Genomic DNA, 21182 nt, shown 5'->3' with positions numbered 1-21182 from the left:
ATGGCTGAAGCAAAAGTATTGAGCGGCGCAGGCCTGCGAGGCCAGGTGGCCGGACAGACCGCGTTGTCCACCGTCGGCCAGGCCGGCGCGGGATTGACCTACCGCGGCTATGACGTGCGTGAACTCGCCGCCGACGCCCGTTTTGAAGAAGTCGCGTACCTGCTGCTGTACGGCGATCTGCCGACCCAGGCGCAACTGGACGACTACCTGAAGAAACTCCAGGGCCTGCGCGATCTGCCTCAGGCGCTGAAAGAAGTGCTGGAGCGCATTCCGGCCGACACCCACCCGATGGACGTGATGCGCACCGGCTGCTCGATGCTCGGCAATCTCGAGCCCGAAGCCAGCTTCGCCCAGCAGCTCGATTCCACCGACCGGCTGCTCGCCGCGTTCCCGGCGATCATGTGCTATTGGTACCGCTTCAGCCATGAAGGCAAGCGCATCGACTGCGTCACCGACGAAGTGTCCATCGCCGGGCACTTTCTGAAACTGCTGCTGGACAAGGCGCCGAGCGAACTGCACCGCAAGGTCATGGACGTCTCGCTGATTCTTTACGCCGAGCACGAATTCAACGCGTCGACCTTCACCGCAAGAGTCTGCGCGTCGACGTTGTCCGACCTGTTTTCCTGCATCACGGCCGCCATCGGCACCTTGCGCGGTCCGTTGCACGGCGGCGCCAATGAAGCGGCGATGGAGATGATCCAGAAGTTTTCCTCCGCCGAAGAAGCGACGAAGGGCACGTTGGCGATGCTGGAGCGCAAGGACAAGATCATGGGCTTCGGCCACGCGATCTATAAGGACAACGACCCGCGTAACGAGGTGATCAAGGGCTGGTCGAAAAAGCTCGCGGAGGAGGTGGGCGACACGGTGTTGTTCCCGGTGTCCGAAGCCATCGACAAGACCATGTGGGAGCAGAAGAAGCTGTTCCCCAACGCCGACTTCTATCACGCCTCGGCGTACCACTTCATGGGCATCCCGACCCAGCTGTTCACCCCGATCTTCGTCTGCTCGCGCCTGACCGGTTGGGCTTCCCACGTGTTTGAACAGCGCGCCAACAACCGCATCATCCGACCGAGCGCCGAATACATCGGCGTCGAACAGCGCAAATTCGTGCCCATCGAACAGCGCTGATTGGGCAGGGCCACTGACTGAAGACCGATTCCTGTGGGAGTCGAGCTTGCTCGCGAAGGCGTCATTCCAGCCGCTGAAGATTTAGCGGATGCCCTTGCCTCTTCGCGAGCAAGCTCGCTCCCATGGATCGGGTACTCAAGTCAAAGCCAGTGCAATCCCCCTGCTTTTTGGAAACTACCGTGATCGAGTCCTGACGATGAACACTGAATACCGCAAAGCCCTGCCCGGCACTGCGCTGGATTACTTCGATGCCCGCGCGGCGGTCGATGCGATCAAGCCCGGCGCCTATGCCACGCTGCCGTACACTTCCCGCGTGCTCGCCGAAAACCTGGTGCGCCGTTGCCATCCGACCACGCTGACCGCCTCGCTCACGCAACTGATCGAACGCAGGCGCGACTTGGACTTCCCGTGGTTTCCGGCCCGCGTTGTTTGCCACGACATTCTCGGCCAGACCGCGCTGGTGGACCTGGCCGGCTTGCGCGATGCCATTGCCGACATGGGCGGCGACCCCGCGCAGGTCAACCCGGTGGTGCCGGTGCAGTTGATCGTCGATCACTCGCTGGCCGTCGAATGCGGGGGTTACGACCCGGACGCGTTCAGCAAGAACCGGGCGATTGAAGACCGCCGCAACGAAGACCGCTTCCACTTCATCAACTGGACCAAGCAGGCATTCAAAAACGTCGAAGTGATCCCGCCGGGCAACGGCATCATGCACCAGATCAATCTGGAGCGGATGTCACCGGTGATTCAGACGCTGAACGGCGTCGCTTTCCCCGACACCCTGGTCGGCACTGACAGCCATACGCCTCACGTGGATGCGCTGGGCGTCGTCGCTATTGGCGTCGGCGGCCTTGAAGCCGAGAACGTCATGCTCGGCCGCGCCTCGTGGATGCGCCTGCCGGACATCATCGGCGTTGAACTGTCGGGCCGTCCGCAGCCGGGCATTACCGCCACCGACGTGGTGCTGGCGCTCACCGAATACCTGCGCCAGCAAAAGGTCGTCGGCGCGTACCTGGAATTCTACGGCGAGGGCGCCCGCGCGCTGACCCTCGGCGACCGCGCGACCGTTTCGAACATGGCCCCCGAGTACGGCGCCACCGCTGCCATGTTCAGCATCGATCAACAGACCATCGATTACCTGCGGCTGACCGGTCGCGAAGACCAGCAAGTGCAACTGGTCGAAACATTCGCCCGCCACACCGGGCTCTGGGCCGACAGCCTGGTCACCGCCGAATACGAGCGGGTGCTGCGTTTCGACCTGTCCAGCGTGGTGCGCAATATGGCCGGCCCGTCCAACCCCCACGCACGGGTGGCGACCGCCGATCTGGCCGCCAAAGGCATCGCGGCGCCGTGGGAGGAAACCCCGGGCGAAATGCCGGACGGCGCGGTGATCATCGCCGCCATCACCAGTTGCACCAACACCAGCAACCCGCGCAACGTCATCGCCGCAGGTTTGCTGGCGCGCAATGCCAATCGCCTGGGCCTGACGCGCAAACCCTGGGTCAAGTCGTCCCTGGCGCCGGGCTCGAAAACCGTCGCCCTGTACCTGGACGAAGCAGGACTGACCGACGAGCTGGAGCAACTGGGTTTCGGCATCGTCGCGTTTGCCTGCACCACCTGCAATGGCATGTCCGGCGCGCTGGACCCCGTGATCCAGCAGGAAATCATCGACCGCGACCTTTACGCCACGGCGGTGTTGTCGGGCAACCGCAACTTCGACGGGCGCATTCACCCCTACGCCAAGCAGGCATTCCTCGCTTCGCCACCGCTGGTGGTGGCCTACGCCATCGCCGGAACGATCCGCTTCGATATCGAGAAAGACGTGCTGGGCCTTGGCCCGAATGGTGAGGAAATCCGCCTGAAAGACCTCTGGCCAAGCGACGCCGAGATCGATCAGGTGGTAAAAGCCTCGGTCAAGCCGGAGCAGTTCCGTCAGGTGTACATCCCGATGTTCGCCATCCACGAAGACACCGGGCCGAAAGTCGCGCCGCTGTACGACTGGCGCCCGATGAGCACCTACATTCGTCGACCGCCGTACTGGGAAGGCGCGCTTGCTGGTGAACGAACCCTGCGGGGCATGCGGCCGCTGGCAGTGCTGCCGGACAACATCACCACCGATCACCTGTCGCCGTCCAACGCGATCATGCTCGACAGTGCGGCCGGCGAATACCTGGACAAAATGGGCCTGCCGGAAGAGGACTTCAACTCCTACGCCACCCATCGCGGCGATCACCTGACCGCCCAACGCGCCACGTTCGCCAACCCCAAGCTGTTCAATGAAATGGTCGTGGTGAACGGCAAGGTCAAGCAGGGTTCCTACGCGCGGATCGAGCCAGAAGGTCAGGTCACGCGGATGTGGGAGGCCATCGAAACCTACATGGCGCGCAAGCAGCCACTGATCATCATCGCCGGCGCCGATTACGGCCAGGGTTCGTCCCGGGACTGGGCGGCCAAGGGCGTGCGCCTGGCAGGTGTCGAAGTCATCGTCGCCGAAGGCTTCGAGCGCATACACCGCACCAATCTGGTGGGCATGGGCGTGCTGCCGCTGGAATTCAAACCGGGCACCAATCGCCTGACCCTGGGCATTGATGGCAGTGAAACCTATGACGTGATCGGCGCCCGCACGCCGGGTGCCACGCTGACGCTGATCATCCAGCGCAAGAACGGCGAGCGTGTGGAGGTGCCGGTGACCTGCCGCCTCGACACGGGGGAAGAGGTGTTGATCTACGAGGCCGGCGGCGTGTTGCAACGCTTTGCCCAGGACTTCCTCGAATCCTCGGCCGTTGCCTGAGCCGACGCCCGCTCTGCTCTCTATATAAGAAAGAATCAGAAGGAACAGTTCCATGGCTTCCACAGCACAGATCAAGATTCCCGCGACCTATATGCGCGGCGGCACCAGCAAGGGCGTGTTTTTCCTCCGGGGCGACCTGCCCGAAGCTGCGCGGACTCCAGGCGCCGCCCGTGACGCCTTGCTGCTGCGGGTGATCGGCAGCCCCGACCCTTACGCTAAACAGATCGATGGCATGGGCGGCGCGACGTCGAGCACCAGCAAAACGGTGATCCTGTCAAAGAGTGAGAAAGCCGATCACGACGTCGATTACCTGTTTGGCCAGGTCGCCATCGACAAGCCCTTCGTCGACTGGAGCGGCAATTGCGGCAACCTGTCAGCGGCGGTCGGCCCGTTCGCCATCAGCAACGGTCTGGTCGACCCGGCGCGTATTCCGCAGAACGGCGTGGCGGTGGTGCGCATCTGGCAGGCCAACATCGGCAAAACCATCATCGCCCATGTACCAATGACTGACGGCGCGGTGCAGGAAACCGGCGATTTCGAGCTCGACGGCGTGACCTTTCCGGCGGCGGAAGTGCAGCTGGAATTCATGGACCCTGCCGCGGACGAGGAGGGCGCTGGCGGCTCGATGTTCCCCACCGGCAATCTGGTCGATGAGCTCGAAGTGCCGGGCGTGGGGACGTTCAAGGCGACGATGATCAATGCCGGCATCCCGACGATCTTCGTCAATGCCCAGGACATCGGCTACACCGGCAGCGAACTGCAGGACGCAATCAACAGCGACCCGAAGGCCCTGAGCATGTTCGAAACGATTCGGGCCTATGGCGCCGTGCGCATGGGGCTGATCGGCACGGTCGAGGAGGCAGCGACGCGTCAGCACACGCCCAAGGTGGCGTTCGTGGCTGCGCCTGCTGATTATCTGTCTTCCAGCGGCAAACGGGTCACCACCGCAGACACCGATCTGCTGGTCCGCGCCATGTCCATGGGCAAGCTGCACCACGCAATGATGGGCACGGCGGCAGTGGCCATAGGCACAGCGGCGGCGATACCGGGCACGCTGGTCAACCTGGCAGCGGGCGGCGGCGAGCGCAGTGCCGTGCGCTTCGGCCACCCCTCCGGAACCCTGCGTGTCGGCGCTGAAGCGGTATTGGTCGACGGCGAATGGCACGTCAAAAAAGCCATCATGAGCCGCAGCGCGCGGGTGTTGATGGAAGGCTGGGTCCGCGTGCCGGGCAACAGCTTCTGACCGGAGCGCATGGCCTGCTCCGGCCAGCTTGCAGCTTGCAGCTTGCAGCTTGCAGCTTGCAGCTTGCAGCTTGCAGCTTGCAGCTTGCAGCTTGCAGCTTGCAGCTTCAAACTTGCCGCTGCGCAGCTACTTAAACCGCCGCTCGACGCCTTTCTCCACCAGCACCTTCGCCGAGATTTCCTCGACCGAAAAATGCGTGGAGTTGATGTGCGGGATGTTCTCGCGGCGGAACAGGCCTTCGACTTCGCGCACTTCGAACTCGCACTGGGCGTAACTGGCGTAGCGGCTGTTGGGTTTGCGTTCGTGGCGGATCGCAGTCAGACGGTCGGGATCGATGGTCAGGCCGAACAGCTTGTCCCGGTGCAGTTTCAGTGCGGCGGGCAGCTGCAGACGCTCCATGTCGTCTTCGGTCAACGGGTAATTGGCGGCGCGGATGCCGAACTGCATGGCCATGTACAGGCAGGTCGGGGTCTTGCCGCAGCGCGACACGCCCACCAGGATGATGTCGGCCTTGTCGTAATAATGGGTTCTGGCGCCGTCGTCGTTGTCCAGCGCGAAGTTCACCGCCTCGATCCGCTCCATGTAATTGGAGTTGTGCCCGATGGAGTGGGATTTTCCCACCGAGTAGGAAGAGTGTGAACTAAGCTCCAGCTCCAACGGGGCGAGGAAGGTCGAAAAAATATCGATCATGAAGCCGTCGGAGGTCGCGAGAATCTCGCGGATGTCCTGGTTCACGATGGTGTCGAAAATGATCGGACGGGCTTCGTCCTTCTCGGCCGCCTTGTTGATTTGCTGCACCATGGCCCGCGCCTTCTCGACGCTGTCGATATAGGGGCGCGTGAACTTGTTGAATGTAATGTTTTCAAATTGCGCTAGCAGACTCTGGCCAAGGGTTTCGGCGGTAATGCCGGTGCCATCGGAGATGAAAAAAGCGGATCGTTTCATTTGCGCCCCGGGGCCTTAAGCTGAAGACAATTTGTGGATATGATAGGCCGGCTTGCGGGCCATGACTGGCCGCATTCTACCTGTTTTCAATCGCCGCGATTCCCGCACCAAAAGCGTTTCCAACAATAACCGGTTAGTGGAGAGATCACCTTGGTAGAGTACGTAGTTTCCCTCGATAAGCTCGGCAAACATGATGTTGAGCACGTGGGGGGCAAGAACGCATCCCTCGGCGAGATGATCAGCAACCTGGCGGGTGCGGGCGTGTCCGTCCCCGGTGGCTTTGCCACTACCGCTCAGGCCTACCGTGATTTCCTTGAGCAGAGTGGCCTGAACGATCAGATCCATCAGGCCCTCGACGCGCTGGATGTCGACGACGTCAACGAGCTGGCCAGAACCGGCGCCAAGATTCGTCAGTGGATCATGGAGGCTGAATTCCCCGAAAAGCTCAACGCCGAGATCCGCACCGCCTTCGCCGAGCTCTCGGCGGGCAACCCGGACATCGCCGTGGCCGTGCGCTCTTCCGCCACCGCAGAAGATTTGCCGGACGCTTCCTTCGCCGGCCAGCAGGAAACCTTCCTGAACATTCGTGGCGTCGAAAACGTCATCCGCGCGGCGAAAGAGGTGTTTGCGTCGCTGTTCAACGACCGCGCCATTTCCTACCGCGTGCACCAAGGGTTCGACCACAAGCTGGTGGCGCTGTCCGCTGGCGTGCAGCGCATGGTGCGTTCTGAAACCGGCACCGCAGGCGTCATGTTCACCCTGGACACCGAATCCGGTTTCCGCGATGTCGTCTTCATCACTGGTGCCTATGGCCTGGGCGAGACCGTCGTACAGGGCGCGGTCAACCCGGACGAATTCTACGTTCACAAAAACACCCTTGAAGCCGGTCGCCCGGCGATCCTGCGCCGAAACCTGGGCAGCAAGGCGATCAAGATGATCTACGGCGAAGAAGCCAAGGCCGGTAAATCGGTCAAGACCATCGACGTCGACCTGGCGGACCGCGCGCGTTTCTGCCTCAGCGACGAGGAAGTCAGCAACCTGGCCCGCCAGGCGATGATCATCGAAAAGCACTATCAGTGCCCGATGGATATCGAGTGGGCCAAAGACGGCGATGACGGCAAGCTGTACATCGTGCAGGCGCGTCCGGAAACCGTAAAAAGCCGCACCTCGTCCAATGTCATGGAACGCTACCTGCTGAAAGAGAAGGGCACCGTTCTGGTGGAAGGCCGCGCCATCGGCCAGCGCATCGGCGCCGGCAAGGTGCGGATCATCAAGGACGTGTCCGAGATGGACAAGGTTCAGCCGGGTGACGTGCTGGTCTCCGACATGACCGACCCGGACTGGGAACCGGTCATGAAACGCGCCAGCGCCATCGTCACCAACCGTGGCGGACGCACTTGCCACGCGGCGATCATCGCTCGCGAGTTGGGTATCCCGGCGGTAGTGGGTTGCGGTAACGCCACCGAGCTGTTGCAGGAAGGTCAGGGCGTCACCGTGTCCTGCGCCGAGGGCGACACCGGTTACATCTTCGAGGGCGAACTGGGCTTCGACATCAAGCAGAACTCTGTCGACGCCATGCCTGATCTGCCGTTTAAAATCATGATGAACGTCGGCAACCCGGATCGCGCCTTTGATTTCGCCCAGTTGCCCAACGCCGGTATCGGCCTGGCGCGCCTGGAATTCATCATCAACCGCATGATCGGCGTGCACCCCAAGGCGCTGCTGAACTACGCCAATCTGCCCCAGGACATCAAGGAAAGCGTCGACAAGCGCATCGCCGGTTACGACGATCCGGTCGGTTTCTACGTCGAGAAGCTGGTGGAAGGCATCAGCACCCTGGCGGCGGCGTTCTCGCCGAAGAAGGTCATCGTGCGTCTGTCGGACTTCAAGTCCAACGAATACGCCAACCTCATCGGCGGCAAGCTTTACGAGCCGGAAGAAGAAAACCCGATGCTGGGCTTCCGTGGCGCGTCGCGGTACATCAGCGAAAACTTCCGCGACTGCTTCGAGCTGGAATGCCGTGCCCTCAAGCGCGTGCGCAACGAGATGGGCCTGACCAACGTCGAAATCATGGTGCCGTTCGTCCGCACCCTGGGCGAAGCGAGCCAGGTCATCGACTTGCTCGCCGAAAACGGTCTGGCCCGTGGCGAGAACGGTCTGCGCGTGATCATGATGTGCGAACTGCCGTCCAACGCGCTGATGGCCGATGAATTCCTCGAATTCTTCGACGGTTTCTCCATCGGTTCCAACGACCTGACCCAGCTGACCCTGGGCCTGGACCGTGACTCCGGGATCATCGCCCACTTGTTCGACGAGCGTAATCCTGCGGTGAAGAAGCTGCTGTCCTACGCCATTCAGGCCTGCAACAAGGCCGGCAAGTACATCGGCATCTGCGGCCAGGGCCCGTCCGATCATCCGGATCTGGCGCGCTGGCTGATGGAGCAGGGTATCGAAAGCGTGTCTCTCAATCCTGATTCGGTACTGGAGACCTGGTTCTTCCTGTCCGAAGAGGACGCTCCGACCTGATGCAGATCGAGTAAGATGCCGGCCCGTTTCCATGGGCCGGCTTCCACAAAGGGCGGTTTTTGACGAATCCGCCCTTTTTTGTGGGTGATTTTTGGCGCGCTGGCAGCGTCAACCTGCTGTTCCGCCCAACCGCCATTTCCCCACCCACCTAGAGCGTCCAGCAAGAGCACCATGCAAAGCAGCAGTCATCTCTTTCCCGTGGCCCTGATCAGTGCCGAGCGTCGTGGCGACCTGACCGAGGACGTCTACCGTTTGAAACCCGGCAACAGCCCGGACTTTACCGTCGAAATCGCCGTCACCCGGCTGGGTCTCGTGGCTGCACCGGATGCCCGGGGCGTACCGGTGGTCTTGCTGCATGGCAGTTTTTCCAATCGACGATTCTGGTACTCCCCCAAAGGCATCGGCCTGGGCGCCTACCTGGCCCGTGCCGGGTTCGATGTGTGGATCCCGGAAATGCGCGGGCACGGTTTGTCGGCGCGCAACAGTGCGTACAAAACCAACTGTGTGGCCGATTACGCGCGCTTTGATTTGCCGGCCATCGCGGCGTTCGTGCGCGAGCAGACCGGCGAGGCGCCCCACTGGATCGGCCACTCCCTGGGCGGCACGACCCTGGCCGCAGCATTCGGCGGGCAGTACCTGACGGCGGACGATGCGGCCTCGGTGGCGCTGTTCGGCAGTCAGGTCACCCGAAGCCACTGGCCGCTGAAAGTGCCACCGCTGCAATGGGCTGCTCGGCTGCTGCTCAAGCGCTTCGAGCACGTGTCAGGCCCCCGCTTCAAGCGCGGCCCGGAAGATGAGCCCATGGGCGTCCTTCTGGAAAGCATGCGCTGGCATGGCCTGTTCGGCGGCTTCGGGCACAAGAAGGAGGACTGGTGGGCCGGGCTGCAACAGGTCACGGTCCCACTGCTGTGCGTGGCGGGCGCTGGCGATCATCAGGACCCGGAATGGGCCTGCCGCGAGCTCTTCGAGCGGTTCGGCAGCGACGACAAGGCATTTCTCGTCCTCGGCCGCGAGCACGGCTTCAGCGAAGATTTCGGCCATGTGCCGATGCTGGTCAGCAAAGCCGCGCAAACTCAGGTGTGGCCGCGCGTAGCCGACTGGCTGAACCGTCATGTCGCTGCGGTAAAGACTGAATCAACGCTGAACATGATCGCGACTCCGTGATTGTCACCGGCGCAGCCATTCCTTGGGCGCTGACTTGGCGCTAAGCTGCACCCATTCTCAACACCGGGACCGGATGGCCGGTGGCGACGTGCTGGTCAGAATGTTTTTGCTCTGTAGGTGCTATATAAGGAAGCGACGCGCGTGGAACGTCCGCCGTTCAGACAAGCTGTCTATCCTCGTAGCGGTTGACCCTCATCACAGAGCTTTCCTGACAGGAGTTACCCATGCATTACATCACCCCGGACTTGTGCGACGCCTACCCTGAACTGGTTGAGGTGGTGGAGCCGATGTTCAGCAACTTCGGTGGCCGTGATTCATTCGGCGGCGAGATCGTCACCCTCAAGTGCTTCGAAGACAATTCCCTGGTGCGCGAGCAGGCCGAGCAGGATGGACACGGCAAAGTATTGGTCGTGGACGGCGGAGGCTCGCTGCGCTGCGCACTGCTCGGCGACATGATCGCCGAAAAGGCAGCGAAAAACGGCTGGGAGGGCATGGTGATTTTTGGCTGCGTGCGCGATGTCGATGTCCTGGCACAGACCGACCTCGGTGTGCAGGCACTGGCCAGTCACCCGCTCAAGACCGAAAAGCGCGGCCTGGGTGATCTGAACAAGGCGGTGACCTTCGGCGGTGTGACGTTCAAGCCGGGCGAATTCATCTATGCCGACAACAACGGCATCATCGTCTCGCCCAGCGCGCTGACGATGCCCGACTGAGCGGCCTTCTTCGGGCTGCTGGCGATTCACTCAGCAAGGATACAAATGTTCGACGAAACAAACGCGCAGTGGGGGCTGGTTCACGCCCTCGTGTTGGACGGAAAGGGCGGGGCGCGTTCAATCCCCCGAACTGAACTGGATGGTCTGCAACTGGAGCCCCACGAAAGCGTGTGGCTCCACTGGGACCGCAGCCATCCGCAGACCCAGACGTGGTTGCGCAAGAGCAGCGGTCTGAGCGAGTTCGTCTGCGACCTGATGCTGGAAGAGAACACCCGGCCGCGGCTGCTGGCTTTGCCGGACAACGAATTGCTGCTGTTCCTGCGCGGGATCAACCTGAACCCGGGGGCCGAGCCGGAAGACATGGTGTCGGTGCGCATTTTTGCCGCCGCCCAGCGCGTTATCTCGTTGCGCCTGCGCTCGCTGCGGGCAACCGATGAGCTGATCTCGTCATTGAATGAAGGAAAGGGACCGAAAACGGCGTCGGAACTGCTGCTGTATCTGGCCCAGTTCCTGACTGACAAGGTTCAGGCAGTGGTCAGCGAGCTGACCGAACTGGTCGATGACATGGAAGAACGCATAGATGCCGACGAGCGGTATCTGCCCGAGCACGGCAACATGGTGCATATCCGCAGACGAGCGGCGGGACTGCGTCGGTTTCTGGCGCCTCAGCGCGAAATCTACGCCCAGCTGACGCGCAGCAAGATGCCGTGGTTCGTGGAGGACGATGCGGATTACTGGAACGAACTAAACAACAGCCTGACGCGTTATCTCGAAGAGCTGGAATTGACCCGAGAGCGAGTGGGGCTGGTGCTTGAGGCTGAAGACAGGCGCCTCAACGAGCGGATGAACAGGACCATGTATCGGTTTGGGGTCATCACCGGCATCTTCCTGCCGATGACCTTCCTGACAGGTTTGCTGGGCATCAACGTGGGGGGCATCCCCGGGTCGGAAAATCCCTATGGGTTTCTGTATGCCTGCGGCTTGATGCTCATCGTGGCCGTCGGCCAGACGTGGTTGTTCAAGCGGTTGCGGTGGGTGTGAGCGTAAAAAATCGGGAGGCGTTCGTGTGTGTCGTGTGACTCCGGCAGAATGGGATGCGTCTTTCAGTGACATTGCGTGAGGTGCCTATGCACGACCCGTTTGAAGAATCACTGCGAGACATGCTCAATGCTTCGTCCAGCAGCCGGGACGATGATGCCGTTCTGGGCCGAGTGTTGAAGACCGCCAACCGTCAGGTGGGCGCCGGTGATCTGTTCAGTCTTCTGGGTCGTTGCACGCAGGCTTTGATGATCGCCCTGAACAATGGCTCCGCTCACGTTTCACCTGTTTCCCGCCGCAAGGCGACCCGTGCCGGTACTACGTTTACCGGTACCGGTGCACAAGACAAGGCTGATTGAATATGGAATTGGATCTCTGGACGCAGAGCCTGGTTACTGCAATGACTGCGTTGTGGACCAAAGTCGCGAACTTCATCCCGAATCTGTTCGGCGCGCTGGTGGTAGTGCTTTTGGGTTTCGTGGTGGCAAAGCTGCTCGATACCCTGCTTTCCAAGTTGTTGGCCAAACTCGGTCTGGACCGCCTGATGGGTGGCACCGGGTTGACCAAGCTGATCAGTCGCGCGGGGGTTCAAGTCCCGATTTCGACGCTGATCGGCAAGATCGTGTATTGGTTCGTGCTCTTGATTTTTCTGGTGTCGGCGGCAGAATCGCTCGGGTTGGAGCGGGTGTCGGCAACGCTGGACATGCTGGCGCTGTACCTGCCGAAAGTTTTCGGCGCCGCGCTGGTGCTCCTAGTGGGTGTGTTGCTGGCGCAACTGGTCAACGGTATTGTGCGGGGCGCCGCCGAAGGGGTGGGGCTGGATTACTCGGCCGGCCTGGGGCGAATCGCCCAGTGGCTGGTGATCATCATCAGTATTTCGGTAGCGATCAGTCAGCTCGAGGTCAAAACCGACCTGCTGAACCATGTGATTGTTATCGCATTGATTACCGTTGGTCTGGCCGTTGCGCTGGCCATGGGACTCGGCAGCCGCGAAATCGCGAGCCAGATCCTCGCAGGAATTTATGTACGTGAGCTGTACCAGGTAGGGCAACAAGTGCGTGTGGGTGAGGTCGAAGGGCAGATCGAAGAAATTGGCACGGTGAAGACCACTCTGCTGACCGAGGAAGGGGAGTTGGTGTCTTTGTCCAACCGCATCCTCCTTGAGCAGCGAGTGAGCAGCCGTTGAGCCGGCGAATCTGCTAATGTATGCCGCCGCAAAACCCGGGCGATTCCCGGGTGCGGCGGACATCTATCCGACTGTCGGCACGACTTGTTTTGAATAACGCTCAATCGCCCTCTCTGCGCTACGACCCACGCGAGCTCTCCGATGAGGAGCTGGTTGCGCGTTCGCACGCCGAGCTGTTTCATGTGACGCGTGCCTATGAGGAGCTGATGCGTCGTTACCAGCGGACACTTTTTAACGTCTGCGCACGGTATCTGGGGAACGATCGCGATGCTGATGATGTCTGTCAGGAAGTGATGCTTAAGGTGTTGTATGGCTTGAAGAACTTCGAGGGTAAATCGAAGTTCAAAACCTGGCTCTACAGCATCACGTACAACGAATGCATCACGCAGTACAGGAAGGAGCGGCGAAAGCGTCGGTTGCTGGACGCTTTGAGTCTTGACCCCCTCGAGGAAGCGTCGGAAGAAAAGACGCCAAAACCAGAAGAAAAGGGCGGGCTTGATCGTTGGCTTGTGCATGTGAATCCGATTGACAGGGAAATTCTGGTGCTACGATTTGTCGCAGAGCTGGAATTTCAGGAGATCGCAGACATCATGCACATGGGCCTGAGTGCCACGAAAATGCGTTACAAGCGGGCACTTGATAAATTACGTGAGAAATTTGCAGGCGTTACCGAAACTTAACTCGGTGCAAATATCTCTAACGAGCAGGCAAGTTCTGATAGACTTGCCGACGAGTTGTCTCTCGCTAAGGGGGACTGCTTTACAATCACCAGATGGGGATTTAACGGATGAAACTGAAAAACACCTTGGGCTTGGCCATTGGTACTATTGTTGCCGCAACTTCGTTCGGCGCTCTGGCTCAAGGCCAAGGCGCAGTCGAAATCGAAGGCTTCGCCAAGAAAGAACAGTTCGACAGCGCTCGTAACTTCAAAAACGACGGCAACCTGTTCGGCGGTTCTGTTGGCTACTTCCTGACCGACGACGTTGAATTGCGTCTGGGCTATGACGAAGTGCACAACGTCCGTAGCGACAATGGCCAGAACATCAAGGGCGCGAACACCGCTCTGGACGCTCTGTACCACTTCAACAACCCAGGCGACATGCTGCGTCCGTACGTTTCGGCTGGTTTCTCCGATCAGAGCATCGATCAGAACGGCAGCAACGGTCGTAACCGCTCCACCTTCGCCAACATCGGCGGCGGTGCCAAGCTGTACTTCACTGACAACTTCTATGCCCGTGCTGGCGTTGAAGCTCAGTACAACATCGACCAGGGCGACACCGAGTGGGCGCCAAGCGTCGGTATCGGTGTGAACTTCGGCGGCGGTTCGAAGAAAGTTGAAGCAGCACCGGCTCCAGTAGCTGAAGTGTGCTCCGACAGCGACAACGACGGCGTTTGCGACAACGTTGACAAGTGCCCTGACACCCCTGCAAACGTGACTGTAGACGCTAACGGCTGCCCAGCTGTTGCTGAAGTCGTTCGCGTTGAGCTGGACGTTAAATTCGACTTCAACAAGTCGGTTGTGAAGCCAAACAGCTACGGCGACATCAAGAACCTGGCTGACTTCATGAAGCAGTACCCACAAACCACCACCACTGTTGAAGGTCACACTGACTCCGTCGGTCCTGACGCTTACAACCAGAAGCTGTCCGAGCGTCGTGCAAACGCCGTTAAGCAAGTTCTGGTTAACCAGTACGGTGTTGGCGCTAACCGCGTAAACTCGGTTGGCTACGGCGAATCCCGTCCAGTTGCTGACAACGCAACTGACGCTGGCCGCGCTGTAAACCGTCGCGTAGAAGCACAAGTAGAAGCCCAAGCTAAGTAATTAGCCTCGCTTCACGAAAAACCCGGCCTCGGCCGGGTTTTTCTTTGCCTGCGATTTAACCCTTGCTGCGATCCTTTCGTCTGAAAATTCGCTGTCTGGGTGCCTAAGCCAAGATAGTTGCATCAATGTGGATCCATCTAAGTCGGTGCCCTCAGACGACTAAGTCCGTACTAGCGTTTGAACAGCAACACCCACAAAACCAGATTGATCATCAGCGAGATCAGTGCGACTGCGCGCCAGACCTTGAGCGGCTCACGCTCCAGCAGCGGCGTAGTACGTTGGTTCCGCGGCGTCAGCTCGCCCTGTTTAAAGTGCACGAGCCAGTGCTCGGCGGTTTCGAAGCGCTTCAGCGGATCAGCCTGCAGGGCGCGTTGCAGATGCTGGTCCAGCCATTCCGGCATATCTGGACGGTAACGACTGGCGGGCGACGGATTGCCAAAGCGCCGGCGCTGGAAGGGCTCGACTTCGCCGTAGGGATAGTGACCGGTCAGCAGGAAATACAGCGTGACGCTGGCGGCATACAGGTCGAAACCAGGGCCGGGTTCTGCGCCTTCGAAGGCTTCAGGCGCCATGAAGCTGGGCGTGCCGGGCACGTCGCTGGCTTGATCCACTGACAGACCTGGGCTGTAGGCGAGCCCGAAATCCAGAATGCGCACACCTCCCGCCTCCTGAAGCAGCACATTCTCCGGCTTGATGTCACGGTGAATGATGTTGCGCCGGTGCAGCAGACCAACGGCAGCGATCAGTTCCCTGGCCAGATTCAACCACGGTGACAGCGCCATCGGCCCTTCCTGATCGAAGCTGTCAGCCAGGGTATGGCCGGCATGCTCGCGCATCACGTAGTACAGATGCTGGCGCTGACCGAGGGGGTGAAGCTCGGGAAAGAAGCGGCCGGCGACGCGACGCACGAACCACTCTTCGAGCAGCAAGGCCTCCGCCGCGCCGGCCTCGTCAACCCGGGAGGGCGGCAGCGTCTTCAGTAACCACGGTTGCTGTTGACTGTCGCGTAGGCGGTAGAGCAGCGATTGTCGCGAGTCGCTCAAACGCGTTTCGACCTGCCAGCCTTCAAACAGCTGGCCTGCCTTGAGAAGCGGTGGGACTGGCCACTGCTGCAGTTGCAACAGCGTCTCGCCCAAGCTGTCCGAGCCCACCTGATCGACCTGAATCATCAAGGCGCTGGCGTTATCGGCGCTGCCAGACAGATGCGCGGCGTTGACCAGCGTTCTGACGGCCGTGTCCAGATCGGCCTGTTCGTTGAGGATCGAGCCGATTCGGTCATCGCCCAACGTTGCCCACACGCCGTCGCTGACCAGCAGCAGCCGCTCGCCGATGCGCAGCTCACCGTCCCGATAATCCATGACCACGTATTGATCTAGGCCCAGCGCCCGTTTCAGCACATGCTGCATGTCCGGTTGTTCCCAGACATGGTCCTGGCTGATGCGCTGGAGCAGCCCTGCATGCCAGCGGTACACGCGGCAGTCGCCGACATGGGCGAGGGTGAAGCGACGCCCGCGCAGGATCAGCACGCTGAGGGTGGTCAACAAGCCGTTGGCCAGCAGCCAGCGGTTTTGTGCCAGCAGCAGGCGATCGAGGGCCTGGGCGACGCTCCAGGTTTCCGGCGTCGCGTAGTAGTCCATCGCCAACGCCTGAAGCGTGGCGCGGGATGCCAGGCCGCCGTCGGCGCACTGGCTGACGCCGTCAGCGAGGGCGAACAGATAACCCTTGCTGGCGGCCAGCGCCGGAGCAGGAGTGACCACGCGAATGGCATCCTGATTTTCCGCCCTGGGCCCGGTGGCGCTGAACTCGGCGACGCGGAGTTGCAAGCCGTTCGCTCTGGAAGCAACTGCCGGAATCGGCTGATTGAGGCTCACGGCCTAGACGCGGGCGGCGGTAACGGCGGCCGAGCCCCAAGTGGTTCTCCAGCGACGCTTGACGTTCATCAGGCCGAACCAGGCCAGCACGCCAAGGAATGCGAACAGCCACAGGCCCAGTTGGTACTCGCCGGTGTTCTGCTTGATCGCGCCGAGCCCGGCGGCCAGCAGGAAGCCACCGATGCCGCCGGCCATGCCGATCAGACCGGTCATGACGCCGATCTCTTTGCGAAAGCGTTGCGGTACCAGCTGGAACACCGCGCCGTTACCGGCACCAAGGCCGAGCATGGCCGCGACGAACAGCGCCAGTGCGGCCCATGAGCTGGGCAGGTTGAACCCCACGGCGGCGATGCAGATCGCGGCGACGGCGTACATGCCTGACAGCGTGCGAATCCCGCCGAAGCGGTCGGCGAGGGCGCCGCCCAGTGGCCGCATCATGCTGCCGCCGAAGACGCAGGCGGCGGTGTAGTAACCTGCGGTCACCGGGCTCAGGCCGTATTGATCGTTGAAATAGCCGGGCAGGGCGCTGGCCAGGCCAATGAAGCCGCCGAAGGTCACGCTGTAGAAGAACATGAACCACCAGCTGTCGCGGTCGCCCAGGGCCTTGAAATAGTCAGCCATGGATTTGGCTTTGGGCCGTTCGGGGGCGTTCTTTGCCATGAGCGAGAACGCGATGAGGGTCAACAGCAGCGGCGCCACGGCAAAGCCGAACACGTTGTTCCAGCCGAAGCTGGCCGCCAGTACGGGTGCGATAAGGGCCGCGAACACAGTGCCCGAATTGCCGGCACCGGCGATGCCCATCGCTTTGCCCTGGTGCTGCGGCGGATACCATTGGGAGGCCAGCGGAAGCGCCACGGCGAAGGACGCGCCGGCCATGCCAAGGAACACGCCCAGCAGCAGCGCCTGTTCATAGCTGTGAATACCCAACTGCCAGGCGCCCAGCAGCGCGGCGATGACGATGACCTGGCCGATGATCCCGGCGGTCTTGGGCGACAGCTGGTCGGCGAGCATGCCCATGATGAAACGCAGTACGGCGCCCGCCAGAATCGGCGTCGCGACCATCAGGCCGCGTTGCTGGGTGGTCAGGTGCAGATCGGCGGCGATTTGCACGGCCATGGGACCGAGCAGGTACCAGACCATGAAGCTCAGGTCGAAATACAGGAACGCTGCGAACAGTGTCGGTTTATGGCCGGCTTTCCAGAAACTCGTGTTCATCTAACACCTCATCTGCAGGGATTCGTGTTCGGTCGAGAGATTGCTCGCACCGCTACGGGTCAGGTCTTGCAGGTGAAGCACCATACCGGTACTCCACCCGCCCCGATGTGTTCAGGGCAAAAACGAAAAAACGCCGCAGCCCTGTGCGCTTTCGCGAAGGGGTGCGACGTCTTTGTCGTGAGTGGGCAACCGCCGTTGGCTACCTGTGATGTGTACGTAGCAATACATGGGCCAGATGCGCGCCAGACGCCTGGTCGGATCAACCGGGCCGGCCCTGCGCATTTTTCGTAGGCGCCGGCTTGCTGGCGAAAGCGGCGGGCCAGCGGCGCAGATCTCAGCTGACACAATGGGTTCGCCAGCAAGCGGGCTCCTACAGGAGTGGGTGTAGTCAGTTACGCCAAGGTCGTCCGGGACTGAATGCGATCAGCCCAGCAACTCGCTCATGGCAATGATCTGCTCCGCCACTTGAATCAGCTTCTGCTGTCGGCTCATGGCCTGGCGCCGCATCAGGGTGTAGGCCTCTTCTTCGTTGCACTGCTTCATTTTCATTAACAGCCCCTTGGCCGTTTCGATGCGTTTGCGTTCGGCCAATTGCTGATCGCGGGCCTGGAGTTGCGCGCGCAGGTCCTGATCGCTTTCGAAGCGCGCCATGGCCACGTCGAGAATCGGCTGCAGGCGTTGTGCGTGGATGCCTTCGACGATGTAGGCGCTGACCCCGGACTTGATCGCCTGGCGCATCACGACGGGGTCGTGCTCGTCGGTGAACATCACGATCGGCCGCGGCAGATCGCGGGTCACCAGCACCACTTGCTCCAGCACGTCACGGCCTGGCGATTCGGTGTCGATGAGAATCACGTCCGGCCGCACGGCCTGGACCCGGCCGGGCAGGTCGATGATCAGCCCGGATTCGTCGATCACCTCAAAACCGGCTTCGGTCAGCGCGGCCTTAAGGCGCCCGACCTTTTTGGGCGTGTCGTTGATCAGCAGGATTCGCAGCATGGTGGCGTCTCCTCAGCGATCAGCATGAACGGGGGCGGCATCGGCCAGCGCGTGCAGCTTGAAGCTGCGGGCGTAACGCGCCGGGTCGCTGCCGTCCCAGATTTTGCCGTCGATCAACTGGCTGCTGCGCATGGGCGAAGGCGGTACGGCAATGCCCAGCGCCTCGGCGGCCTGGCGGTACAGCCCCAATTGCTGGACGCCGCGGGCGACGCCGAGGTAATCCGGGTCTTCACGCAGCAAGCCCCAGCGGCGGAACTGGGTCATGAACCACATGCCGTCGGACAGCCAGGGCATGTTCACCTGGCCGTTGCCGTGGAAGCGGATCGCATGGTGGTCGTGCCACTGGTTGCCGAGCCCGTCGTCGTATTCGCCGAGCAGCCGCGATTCGATGGTGCCCACCGGTGCATTGACGTACTCGGCGGCGCTGAGCAGCTGCGCGGTGCTGCGCCGGTTGTCGGTGCTCTCTTCGATGAAACGGCTGGCTTCAAGCACCGCCATCACTAGCGCCCGCGCCGTGTTCGGGTACTGCTCGGCGAATTCCAGGCTGCACCCCAACACCTTTTCCGGGTGATCCGGCCAGATGGCCTGGGACGTCGCCAGGGTGAAGCCCAGGTTCTGCTGAACTGCGCTGGCGCCCCACGGCTCGCCGACGCAAAAGCCGTCGATGCGTCCGGCCTGCAAGTGCTCGACCATCTGCGGCGGCGGCACCACCACGCTGTCGACGTCGCGCAACGGATGGATGCTTTGGCTCGCGAGCCAGTAATAAAGCCACAAGGCGTGATTGCCGGTGGGGAAGGTCTGGGCAAAGGTCAGTTTTGAGTCGCTTTGGTGCGTGCGCCGGTCCAGTGCATCAGGAGTGGTCACGCCGGCGTCCTGCAGTGACCGCGACAGGTTGATGCTCTGGCCGTTCTGGTTCAGCCCCATCAGCACGGCCATGTCCTTCGCCGGTCCGGCCAGCCCCAGCTGGACGGCGTAGACCAGACCGTAGAGGCTGTGGGCCGCGTGCAATTCGCCGCTCACCAGTTTGTCGCGCAGGTTGGCCCACGACATCTGCCGGTGCAGGTTGATATGCAGGCCGTAGGGCTGGGCGAAGCCCTGGGTCGCGGCGACGATCAGCGAGGCGCTGTCGGTGAGCGCCATGAAGCCAAGGTCGACACTGGTCAGTTCCAGTGCATCGCTGCCGTTGACCCAGGCCAGCGAGGGGGTAAGCGTGTCATTCATGAGTGCCATTCCGCGTGGAGGCCGACGCGCTGGTCAGCGCTGCCGATCGTCCAAAAAAAACGCCGCCTCGCCCCGATTGAACCGGGGCGACAGCGACGTCATTGTCCTGTGTCTCGCTCCGCCATTGGATCGAGTCGATACAGGACGCCAAGCAAGCCATATGCCAGCGGGAGCCGAGGTTGTAAGCAAAGTTCTCGACATGCCTCGCGCTACCCTGCAGCGGCGTTTATAATCCGCCGCTGATCCCAGCCGCAAACGAGCCGCGCCCTCCCATGTATAACCTGGCCCGCCAGTTACTGTTCAAACTCTCCCCTGAAACCTCCCACGATCTGTCCATCGACCTGATCGGCGCGGGCGGGCGTCTGGGGCTCAACGGCCTGTTCAACAAGGCGCCGATGCAGTTGCCGGTGACCGTCATGGGCCTGCGCTTCCCCAACCCGGTCGGGCTGGCGGCGGGGCTGGACAAGAACGGCGCGGCCATTAATGGTTTTTCCCAGCTGGGCTTCGGTTTTGTCGAGATCGGCACCGTCACGCCGCGTCCGCAGCCGGGCAATCCGAAACCGCGCATTTTCCGTCTGCCCCAGGCGGATGCCATCATCAATCGCATGGGCTTCAACAACCTGGGCGTGGACAATCTGATCAGCCGGGTGCAGGCCGCGCAGTACAACGGCGTGCTGGGCATCAACATCGGCAAGAACGTCGATACGCCGGTCGAGCGCGCTGTCGACGACTACCTGATCTGCCTGGACAAGGTCTACGCCCACGCCAGTTACGTCACCGTCAACGTCAGCTCGCCCAACACACCGGGCCTGCGCAGCCTGCAGTTCGGTGATTCGCTCAAGCAACTGCTGGAAGCCCTGCGGGTGCGTCAGGATGCGCTGACTCAGATCCATGGCAAGCGCGTGCCACTGGCCATCAAGATTGCCCCGGACATGAGCGACGAAGAGACCGTGCTGGTGGCCAGCGCGTTGCTGGAGTCGGGGATGGACGCGGTGATTGCGACCAACACCACCCTCAGCCGCAAGGGCGTGGAAGGTCTGCCACACGGCGATGAAGCGGGTGGCCTGTCAGGCGCGCCAGTGCGCGAGCAGAGCACGCACATCGTCAAGGTGCTGGCCGCTGAGTTGGGTGGGCGCTTGCCGATCATTGCGGCCGGCGGCATCACCGAGGGCAGGCACGCGGCCGAGAAAATCGCCTCAGGGGCGAGTCTGGTGCAGATCTATTCGGGCTTCATCTACAAGGGGCCGGCGCTGATTCACCAGTCGGTGGACGCTATCGCAGCAATGTCTCGGTAATCATCCGAAACGAAAAGAGGGGTTC

Annotated in this window: 17 protein-coding genes; 12 read left to right on the top strand and 5 right to left on the bottom strand. The window is 61.5% G+C overall.

Going from position 1 to position 21182, the window contains the following annotated elements; translation table 11 throughout:
- The 3 genes from prpC (at position 1) to prpF (ending at position 5162) form a co-directional block, all read left to right on the top strand.
- Positions 1-1128 (top strand): bifunctional 2-methylcitrate synthase/citrate synthase, encoded by a 1128-nt coding sequence (gene prpC / locus AC0Z8Z_RS13510; protein ID WP_485619443.1) that lies wholly within the window; start codon positions 1-3, stop codon positions 1126-1128.
- A 196-nt stretch (positions 1129-1324) separates the two neighbouring features.
- Positions 1325-3919, top strand: coding sequence for a Fe/S-dependent 2-methylisocitrate dehydratase AcnD (gene acnD / locus AC0Z8Z_RS13505; RefSeq protein ID WP_485619442.1), 2595 nt, complete (start codon positions 1325-1327; stop codon positions 3917-3919).
- A gap of 52 nt (positions 3920-3971) precedes the next feature.
- Positions 3972-5162 (top strand): 2-methylaconitate cis-trans isomerase PrpF, encoded by a 1191-nt coding sequence (gene prpF, locus AC0Z8Z_RS13500; RefSeq protein ID WP_485619441.1) that lies wholly within the window; start codon positions 3972-3974, stop codon positions 5160-5162.
- Positions 5163-5288: 126 nt separating this feature from the next.
- Here prpF and ppsR read toward each other — a convergent pair whose 3' ends face one another.
- Positions 5289-6107, bottom strand: coding sequence for a posphoenolpyruvate synthetase regulatory kinase/phosphorylase PpsR (gene ppsR / locus AC0Z8Z_RS13495; protein ID WP_074887131.1), 819 nt, complete (start codon positions 6105-6107; stop codon positions 5289-5291).
- A 150-nt stretch (positions 6108-6257) separates the two neighbouring features.
- Here ppsR and ppsA point away from each other — a divergent pair, with 150 nt between their 5' ends.
- From ppsA to AC0Z8Z_RS13455, 8 genes are all read left to right on the top strand, one after another.
- Positions 6258-8633, top strand: coding sequence for a phosphoenolpyruvate synthase (gene ppsA / locus AC0Z8Z_RS13490; RefSeq protein WP_074887134.1), 2376 nt, complete (start codon positions 6258-6260; stop codon positions 8631-8633).
- Between the two features lie 171 nt (positions 8634-8804).
- Entirely contained in the window at positions 8805-9797 is a 993-nt protein-coding gene (locus tag AC0Z8Z_RS13485; RefSeq protein WP_485619440.1) for an alpha/beta fold hydrolase, read from the top strand.
- 224 nt (positions 9798-10021) lie between these two features.
- Positions 10022-10510, top strand: coding sequence for a ribonuclease E activity regulator RraA (rraA, locus tag AC0Z8Z_RS13480; protein ID WP_485619439.1), 489 nt, complete (start codon positions 10022-10024; stop codon positions 10508-10510).
- 45 nt (positions 10511-10555) lie between these two features.
- Positions 10556-11551: a zinc transporter ZntB gene (locus AC0Z8Z_RS13475; protein WP_485619438.1), complete on the top strand. Its 996-nt coding sequence runs from the start codon at positions 10556-10558 to the stop codon at positions 11549-11551.
- Between the two features lie 86 nt (positions 11552-11637).
- Complete coding sequence (locus AC0Z8Z_RS13470; protein ID WP_122534576.1) at positions 11638-11907, top strand: CrfX protein; 270 nt, start codon at positions 11638-11640, stop codon at positions 11905-11907.
- Between the two features lie 2 nt (positions 11908-11909).
- A complete protein-coding gene (locus AC0Z8Z_RS13465; RefSeq protein ID WP_122623142.1) occupies positions 11910-12734 on the top strand; it encodes a mechanosensitive ion channel family protein in 825 nt (274 codons plus the stop codon).
- 89 nt (positions 12735-12823) lie between these two features.
- Positions 12824-13414, top strand: coding sequence for an RNA polymerase sigma factor SigX (sigX, locus tag AC0Z8Z_RS13460; protein ID WP_122534578.1), 591 nt, complete (start codon positions 12824-12826; stop codon positions 13412-13414).
- Positions 13415-13521: 107 nt separating this feature from the next.
- On the top strand, positions 13522-14556 hold the full coding sequence (locus AC0Z8Z_RS13455) for an OmpA family protein (RefSeq protein ID WP_065988496.1): 1035 nt from the start codon (positions 13522-13524) through the stop codon (positions 14554-14556).
- Between the two features lie 170 nt (positions 14557-14726).
- Here the strand turns inward: AC0Z8Z_RS13455 and AC0Z8Z_RS13450 are convergent, their stop codons facing one another.
- From AC0Z8Z_RS13450 to AC0Z8Z_RS13435, 4 genes are all read right to left on the bottom strand, one after another.
- On the bottom strand, positions 14727-16379 hold the full coding sequence (locus AC0Z8Z_RS13450) for a bifunctional protein-serine/threonine kinase/phosphatase (protein WP_485619437.1): 1653 nt from the start codon (positions 16377-16379) through the stop codon (positions 14727-14729).
- 51 nt (positions 16380-16430) lie between these two features.
- The gene (locus tag AC0Z8Z_RS13445) at positions 16431-17642 is read right to left on the bottom strand and encodes a nitrate/nitrite transporter (RefSeq protein WP_205482960.1); all 1212 of its coding nucleotides are present in this window, start codon (positions 17640-17642) and stop codon (positions 16431-16433) included.
- Positions 17643-18065: 423 nt separating this feature from the next.
- Entirely contained in the window at positions 18066-18641 is a 576-nt protein-coding gene (locus AC0Z8Z_RS13440; protein ID WP_485619436.1) for an ANTAR domain-containing response regulator, read from the bottom strand.
- Between the two features lie 12 nt (positions 18642-18653).
- A complete protein-coding gene (locus tag AC0Z8Z_RS13435) occupies positions 18654-19862 on the bottom strand; it encodes a CmpA/NrtA family ABC transporter substrate-binding protein (protein WP_485619435.1) in 1209 nt (402 codons plus the stop codon).
- 272 nt (positions 19863-20134) lie between these two features.
- Here AC0Z8Z_RS13435 and AC0Z8Z_RS13430 point away from each other — a divergent pair, with 272 nt between their 5' ends.
- Positions 20135-21157 (top strand): quinone-dependent dihydroorotate dehydrogenase, encoded by a 1023-nt coding sequence (locus AC0Z8Z_RS13430; RefSeq protein ID WP_485619434.1) that lies wholly within the window; start codon positions 20135-20137, stop codon positions 21155-21157.
- Positions 21158-21182 lie beyond the last annotated feature (25 nt).

The organism is Pseudomonas sp. 1L-C-7-B-C1, from assembly GCF_057291635.1.
This window is presented reverse-complemented; position numbering and strand designations above follow the sequence as displayed.

Bases quoted from the DNA above. Each gene is read 5' to 3' on its own strand.
- prpC (WP_485619443.1), top strand. From the start codon at position 1: ATGGCTGAAGCAAAAGTATTGAGCGGCGCAGGCCTGCGAGGCCAGGTG.
- acnD (WP_485619442.1), top strand. From the start codon at position 1,325: ATGAACACTGAATACCGCAAAGCCCTGCCCGGCACTGCGCTGGATTAC.
- prpF (WP_485619441.1), top strand. From the start codon at position 3,972: ATGGCTTCCACAGCACAGATCAAGATTCCCGCGACCTATATGCGCGGC.
- ppsR (WP_074887131.1), bottom strand. From the start codon at position 6,107: ATGAAACGATCCGCTTTTTTCATCTCCGATGGCACCGGCATTACCGCC.
- AC0Z8Z_RS13485 (WP_485619440.1), top strand. From the start codon at position 8,805: ATGCAAAGCAGCAGTCATCTCTTTCCCGTGGCCCTGATCAGTGCCGAG.
- rraA (WP_485619439.1), top strand. From the start codon at position 10,022: ATGCATTACATCACCCCGGACTTGTGCGACGCCTACCCTGAACTGGTT.
- AC0Z8Z_RS13475 (WP_485619438.1), top strand. From the start codon at position 10,556: ATGTTCGACGAAACAAACGCGCAGTGGGGGCTGGTTCACGCCCTCGTG.
- AC0Z8Z_RS13470 (WP_122534576.1), top strand. From the start codon at position 11,638: ATGCACGACCCGTTTGAAGAATCACTGCGAGACATGCTCAATGCTTCG.
- AC0Z8Z_RS13465 (WP_122623142.1), top strand. From the start codon at position 11,910: ATGGAATTGGATCTCTGGACGCAGAGCCTGGTTACTGCAATGACTGCG.
- AC0Z8Z_RS13455 (WP_065988496.1), top strand. From the start codon at position 13,522: ATGAAACTGAAAAACACCTTGGGCTTGGCCATTGGTACTATTGTTGCC.
- AC0Z8Z_RS13445 (WP_205482960.1), bottom strand. From the start codon at position 17,642: ATGAACACGAGTTTCTGGAAAGCCGGCCATAAACCGACACTGTTCGCA.
- AC0Z8Z_RS13440 (WP_485619436.1), bottom strand. From the start codon at position 18,641: ATGCTGCGAATCCTGCTGATCAACGACACGCCCAAAAAGGTCGGGCGC.
- AC0Z8Z_RS13435 (WP_485619435.1), bottom strand. From the start codon at position 19,862: ATGAATGACACGCTTACCCCCTCGCTGGCCTGGGTCAACGGCAGCGAT.
- AC0Z8Z_RS13430 (WP_485619434.1), top strand. From the start codon at position 20,135: ATGTATAACCTGGCCCGCCAGTTACTGTTCAAACTCTCCCCTGAAACC.